A 5,218-nucleotide genomic window follows, 5' to 3' on the forward strand; every position below is an offset into this window, starting at 1 on the left:
ACCGAATACTGAGCGGGAAATTCTCATTACCGACACCCCCGGCATTTTGGAAGCAGGGGTCGCTGGCACCTACCGCGAGCAACTGGCTCGACAACTGGCCGCAGAGGCAGATTTACTGCTGTTTGTTCTGGATGATGACCTGCGGCAGTCGGAATATACCCCCTTGGTCAACTTGGTGGAAATGGGCAAGCGATCGCTGTTGGTCCTCAATAAAATTGACTTGCGCTGTGAGGCTGGTCAACTGGCTCTGCTGCGCCATCTGCGGCAGCGGGTTAAGGGGTTGATTCCGCCCCAAGATGTGGTAGGTATTGCCGCTCGTCCCCAACTGATCCAGCTCGATACCGGAGAGTGGTTAGAACCCGAACCCCATATTTGGCCCCTGATTCGGCGGATGAGTGCCATTCTCCGCCAGGAAGGGGATGACCTTGTGGCAGACAATATCCTCTTGCAGTCTCAACGCCTAGGGGAGCAAGCCCGCAAAATCATTGATCAGCAACGGCGCCGCCAAGCGGATAAGGTGGTGGAGCGCTACCAGTGGATTGGTGCAGGTGTCGTCTGTGTCACGCCGATTCCCGGGGTAGATCTGCTAGCTGCTGCCGCCGTGAATGCGCAAATGGTCATGGAAATTGGCAAGGTCTATGGCTGTGACTTGAATCGCGATCGCGCCCGCGAGTTGGCCCTTTCCTTGGGCAAAACTCTTGCTAGTCTTGGGATTGTCAAAGGTGCTATGAATCTGGTGGGGACGGCTCTCCAGTTAAGTGTCGGGGGGCTAGTCGTTGGCAAAGCAGTTCAAGGGATTACGGCCGCCTACCTCACTCGCATTGCGGGTAAAAGTTTTATTGAGTATTTTCGCCACAACCAAGACTGGGGGGATGGGGGTATTGGTGAAGTGGTGCAACGGCAGTTTCAACTCAATCGCCGCGATGAATTTATTCGCTCCTTTGTGCAGCAGGCGATCGCCCGCTTACCAGCACAACTGGGAACCGTGATTCCTGAGGAGATAAAAACTCCCCTCTCCCGTGAAGAGGAGTTCTCTTAAGGGATGCTGAGGATTCCCCCAAGGGTCTCGGCAAAAACCGCTACTATGTTCAGTAACGATTTCATGTTGCCGATTTCGGATGAGTCCCTCGACCCGCAGTCCTGATCTGGAGGTGGCACAACTGCCGCAGTTATTGCAGGCAGCGCGGTCTCGCTATTTGGCCGGGGAGCGATCGCCCGCTGTGATAAAGCCCCTCTCTCAAGCCCTGCGAGCCATCCTCGAGCGCAACATTGATCCCCATCTCAGCCAGCGGGGAGGATATCTCCAACGCTTAGTGGAAGCCTATTTTCGTCTGTTTCCTCGCTGCCTCCAGCACCTCAGCCGCGATCAACTGCAACAGCAGGCTGTGCAAAAAACGGTGCTACGGTTACTGCAAATTCCCACCACTGTGATTCAAGATGAGTACGATCGCCTCAATCGTGCTCAGTACAACCAGTCCCTCAAGCACCTGGTGCTTGCCTTTAGTCGCCCTGTCCTAGCCAACTGTAATCCAGTGCCCAAACTCACGGAGGCCGAGTGTTTCCTTGCCTTTTTTATTCAGTGCCTACGCCAAGAACTTGGCGCAACGGTTCTCCTATCCCCCCAGTTTCGTCACGAGTACCGCGATCTGCTGCGTACCGTGTGTCTGGGTAGCTCTGATCCCGAACTATGCCAAAGCAACCTCACGGGGTGGCTTTGGGAAGCAATGAAATCCTTTGACCCCCTCAAGCCCTTTGATGCCACTGGCCATGGTCGTCCCACCTTTGAAGCATGGGTGCGCACAGTCATTAGCAATAAACTTGCGGATGAAAAACGCAAACTCCTCAAGCGCGAGGCGGATGAACTGCTCTTCTACGACAACCGTGCCCTGCAAGTGTTTCAAGATCGTTACCAAGCGGCGCCCCCTGAGGTGCAGCGGGGGATTGATCCCAAAGCCTGCGCTCAGTTGATTACGATTGTGCAAACGGAGATTACGGATCCTCGCATTCGCGCTTCAACGACGCGTTTGCGGCAGCACATTGCCCAACTTTTGGGCTGGACACTTGAATATACGCGGGATATTCATCAGCAGGTGCGACGGATTCTTGGGCGGTATGTTCAGTCCACCCGCTCCCTCAACATTTGCTCCACCGACAGTAACCAAGAGTGGATTGACAACTATCCCGATACCCGCACACTGCCAACCAACAATGGTCAAGGGGTGGAGTGTATGGTGGAGTTTCTCAATGATCCGCAGACGCCGACATGGGTCAGGGATTGGTGTGAGCGTCGCCGTACCCAAGCAGAAATTGCCCGTGAACTCTTTGTGAGCCAGCCCACGATTTCTCGCTGCCTCGGTCGTGAATATCGTCTGTGGCTCTACCGTAAATTCTTTCAAGATCCCCAGATTCCGCAATGGATGAGGCGATGGTATGAAACCCAATCCATTCCCAGCCCCCACCAACGACGGCAAGCCCGCCGTGAAATTCACTCTGAGTATGCCCGTGGTCTTTGCACCGCAAAACAAATTGATGAGCAAATAGAAGCCAAGCTTGCCCAGTGGTGCGAGCGTAACGATATTTACTACCTTCCCTAGGCAGCCTGGCTTTTTCGTACTTCGTTTGGATGACGACGGCTATGACTTCCTTTTTGGCACCGACTGTTCCCATTCGTTCCCTGTCATTGGATGCCGCCCATGCGGTGCTTCAGGGATGTCGTCCCAGTCGGCAACGGCAAGTTCTGCCCTATTTGGTTGCGCTTTATTCGTTCATAGACTGGTGGGAAAATGAGGGTGTTCCCAGCAAGTGGGATGATCTTGAGGATCTGCCTGATGATCTAACCTTGAGTACGACTTGGTGTGAGCGGCCAGAGGTTCTTGACCTTGTGGACATTGCGGATCTCAACTTAGAAGGGGTGCAGTTATCTATCCATCCTGTCGAGCAGGGAGAGTCCCTGCGGATTCATTGCCCCACATTTTTGGGGGTGATGAATGCCGATTTGGCAGTTGCGGTTGGTTTGGATCGCGATCGCCGTCAGGCACAGATGCTCGGTTTTTGCGATCGCCAGACCCTCTTGGACTACTGGCAACACCATCCAGCGGATGCTCAAGGCTATGGCACCTTCCCCCTAGAGCAACTGCAACCCATCTTCTACTTGCCCGAGCAAATTAGCTTCCTCAATCCCCTGCCCCAAAGTACACCACTCACCATCAAGGGCAACACCTACGGCCAACCCCTCGAAAATATACCGCAGCTCACCCAGCGTATGACTGCTCCTGAACCTGAGCGGCTGGCCCTCGACAACGAAACCGCAATCCAACGCCTTCTGCAAGCGCTCCAAGGCTATACTGAAACCTCAGAAATTTCCCTCCCCAAAGATTAAGATTGCGCTTCTGGGGGCGATGTGTTTTCGGAGGGATGCTTATGGTAGTAGGCCTGTGTCCCCTCTTGGCTATGATTACTATGAATCTGACCGGGTTGAGGACGGCGGTGGGTTTGCAGCCCTTGGAGGACTTCTGATAAGGTCAGACCTTCCGGCAGGGGCGATCGCACTTCCCGCACCTTGTGCCACACTGAGCGCGACATCATCAAACTGCGACGAATAGGCTCAGCCCAGCTTTCGAGGTAAGCTTCTCGCTCCCCCTGGTAATCCGTCGAAGACAGCAGTAGAGGTACGGGTGGATAGGCCTGCACCAAGCGAGCAATATGGGTCAGTACCTCCGGATACAGATTTGTATAAGCAGGATGCACCGTTAAGTCTAGCCAGTGGGGCGTGTGTCCATTTTGAGTCGTATGGAGGGTGTAGGAGGCGATCGCTACCTTCCGCTGCGGTTCAAACACGTAAGCACGATGCACTTGTACCTGTTGCGACCAACTGGTCAAACTGTGGTGTAGCCAATCCAAAAGACTCGTTTGAAAATCCCGAGAGTGGCGATTAAAAACTTGGCGCACCAGTGCCGGCATCGACATTGTATCCAACTCATGGAGCAACCGTGCATCCGCATTGGTGACCTTTAGCAGATTAGGCAAGCAAGGCGTGCCCTGGGCCAGTTCTGCCAACTGATCCGCTGAAATCTGCCAATAGGTGAGATGCGCCAAGGGTTGAAAGCCATTTTGGCGATACAGGTCTAGTGCCTCGCGGTAGTCAATATTAATTTCCACTATCCACGTACGGGCTTCGACAAGGGTACCAAAACAGTGGCGCAGGAGTTGTGTCCCCACCTCCGTAAACTCTTGGGCAGACAATTGCTGCACCTGCCATGTGGTGCGACTTTCATTAAAGGGAGCAACCTGCACAACGCCTAGCACTTGGTTGTCCCGCTCCGCAACATAAATGCGCTGCTTGCTCATTCCCATTAGCCACTGCAGTAAATGCAGCGGTGAGGTCATCGGTCCACCCGCCAAGGACGGTAGACCAAAGGGTTGCTCATGTACCCCTTGATGGCGCAGCCACTGTTCCACCACCTCCACATCCCGATAGGCCAAGGGACGAATCATCAAATCACCAGTGGGGGGCAAGTCAGAAACCATCAGCGGGCACCAATTACTACTTCTATCTTAAGGACTCCAGCCCCAAAATAAAGGGGCGATGCCCCACAACAATCGCCCCAACAATATAAAACAATATAAATTGTATAAAATCGCCTTAGTAAAGTTCTTCCTCTTGGTTGGTGAGGATTTTGCAGTCAGAACGGGGATAGGCCACACAGGTGAGCACAAAACCCTTCTCAATTTGGTCATCATCCAAGAAGGACTGATCCGACTGATCCACTTCTCCTTCCAGAAGCTTACCGGCACAGGTGGAGCAAGCACCAGCACGGCAGGAGAAGGGCAGGTCTAGGCCTTGCTCTTCGGCCACATCCAGAATGTACTCATCTTCGGGCACGTCAATTGTTGTTTCGCTTCCATCAGGACGCACTAGCGTTACTTTGTAGGTTGCCATGAATCTTGTCCTCTCATGTATGGAAAAGGCAGGGAGCCATCACGCTCCAATTTAGATACTAGGGGAAAAGCCCAGCCTTGATAGGCCCATTCAAGTCCCTTTTTGTATCGTTTTCGTAATTTTAGGCTGCCAAGTTATCTGAAATACTTATAGACATTGAACCCTATGGAGAAAATTAAGCAAACTCGATGGCCGGCTCTATTCTCCGACTCGATGACCCGCAGGCACAACCCACTCCCCTGTCCGATACCGATTGATCATCGCCGTTAGGGCTTGCTC

The 5,218-nt window shown here is 53.3% G+C and carries 5 protein-coding genes; 3 read left to right on the forward strand and 2 right to left on the reverse strand.

The annotated features are described in order from the left end of the window. The 3 genes from H8Q75_RS04605 to H8Q75_RS04615 all read left to right on the forward strand — a co-directional run. Positions 1-1,039, forward strand: a 1,039-nt coding sequence (locus H8Q75_RS04605) for a DUF697 domain-containing protein (protein ID WP_297040813.1), incomplete at its 5' end; no start/stop codon positions are given. A 79-nt stretch (positions 1,040-1,118) separates the two neighbouring features. Continuing rightward, on the forward strand, positions 1,119-2,594 hold the full coding sequence (locus tag H8Q75_RS04610) for a hypothetical protein (RefSeq protein WP_297040814.1): 1,476 nt from the start codon (positions 1,119-1,121) through the stop codon (positions 2,592-2,594). A gap of 41 nt (positions 2,595-2,635) precedes the next feature. Then, on the forward strand, positions 2,636-3,379 hold the full coding sequence (locus H8Q75_RS04615) for a hypothetical protein (protein WP_297040815.1): 744 nt from the start codon (positions 2,636-2,638) through the stop codon (positions 3,377-3,379). On the opposite strand, the gene H8Q75_RS04620 is transcribed toward H8Q75_RS04615, so the two are convergent. Continuing rightward, positions 3,376-4,527 carry a GNAT family N-acetyltransferase gene (locus H8Q75_RS04620; RefSeq protein ID WP_024123835.1) on the reverse strand — a complete coding sequence of 384 codons (1,152 nt, stop codon included), beginning with the start codon at positions 4,525-4,527 and terminating at the stop codon, positions 3,376-3,378. The two genes, H8Q75_RS04615 and H8Q75_RS04620, sit on opposite strands and share 4 nt — an antisense overlap. 115 nt (positions 4,528-4,642) lie before the next feature. Next, a complete protein-coding gene (petF1, locus tag H8Q75_RS04625; RefSeq protein WP_011056851.1) occupies positions 4,643-4,939 on the reverse strand; it encodes a ferredoxin PetF1 in 297 nt (98 codons plus the stop codon). Positions 4,940-5,218 lie beyond the last annotated feature (279 nt).

The organism is Thermosynechococcus sp. OHK43, assembly GCF_014466085.1.
Lineage (GTDB): Bacteria > Cyanobacteriota > Cyanobacteriia > Thermosynechococcales > Thermosynechococcaceae > Thermosynechococcus.

Coding starts and splice junctions, on each gene's coding strand:
- H8Q75_RS04610 (WP_297040814.1), top strand. CDS start 1,119: ATGAGTCCCTCGACCCGCAGTCCTGATCTGGAGGTGGCACAACTGCCG.
- H8Q75_RS04615 (WP_297040815.1), top strand. CDS start 2,636: ATGACTTCCTTTTTGGCACCGACTGTTCCCATTCGTTCCCTGTCATTG.
- H8Q75_RS04620 (WP_024123835.1), bottom strand. CDS start 4,527: ATGGTTTCTGACTTGCCCCCCACTGGTGATTTGATGATTCGTCCCTTG.
- petF1 (WP_011056851.1), bottom strand. CDS start 4,939: ATGGCAACCTACAAAGTAACGCTAGTGCGTCCTGATGGAAGCGAAACA.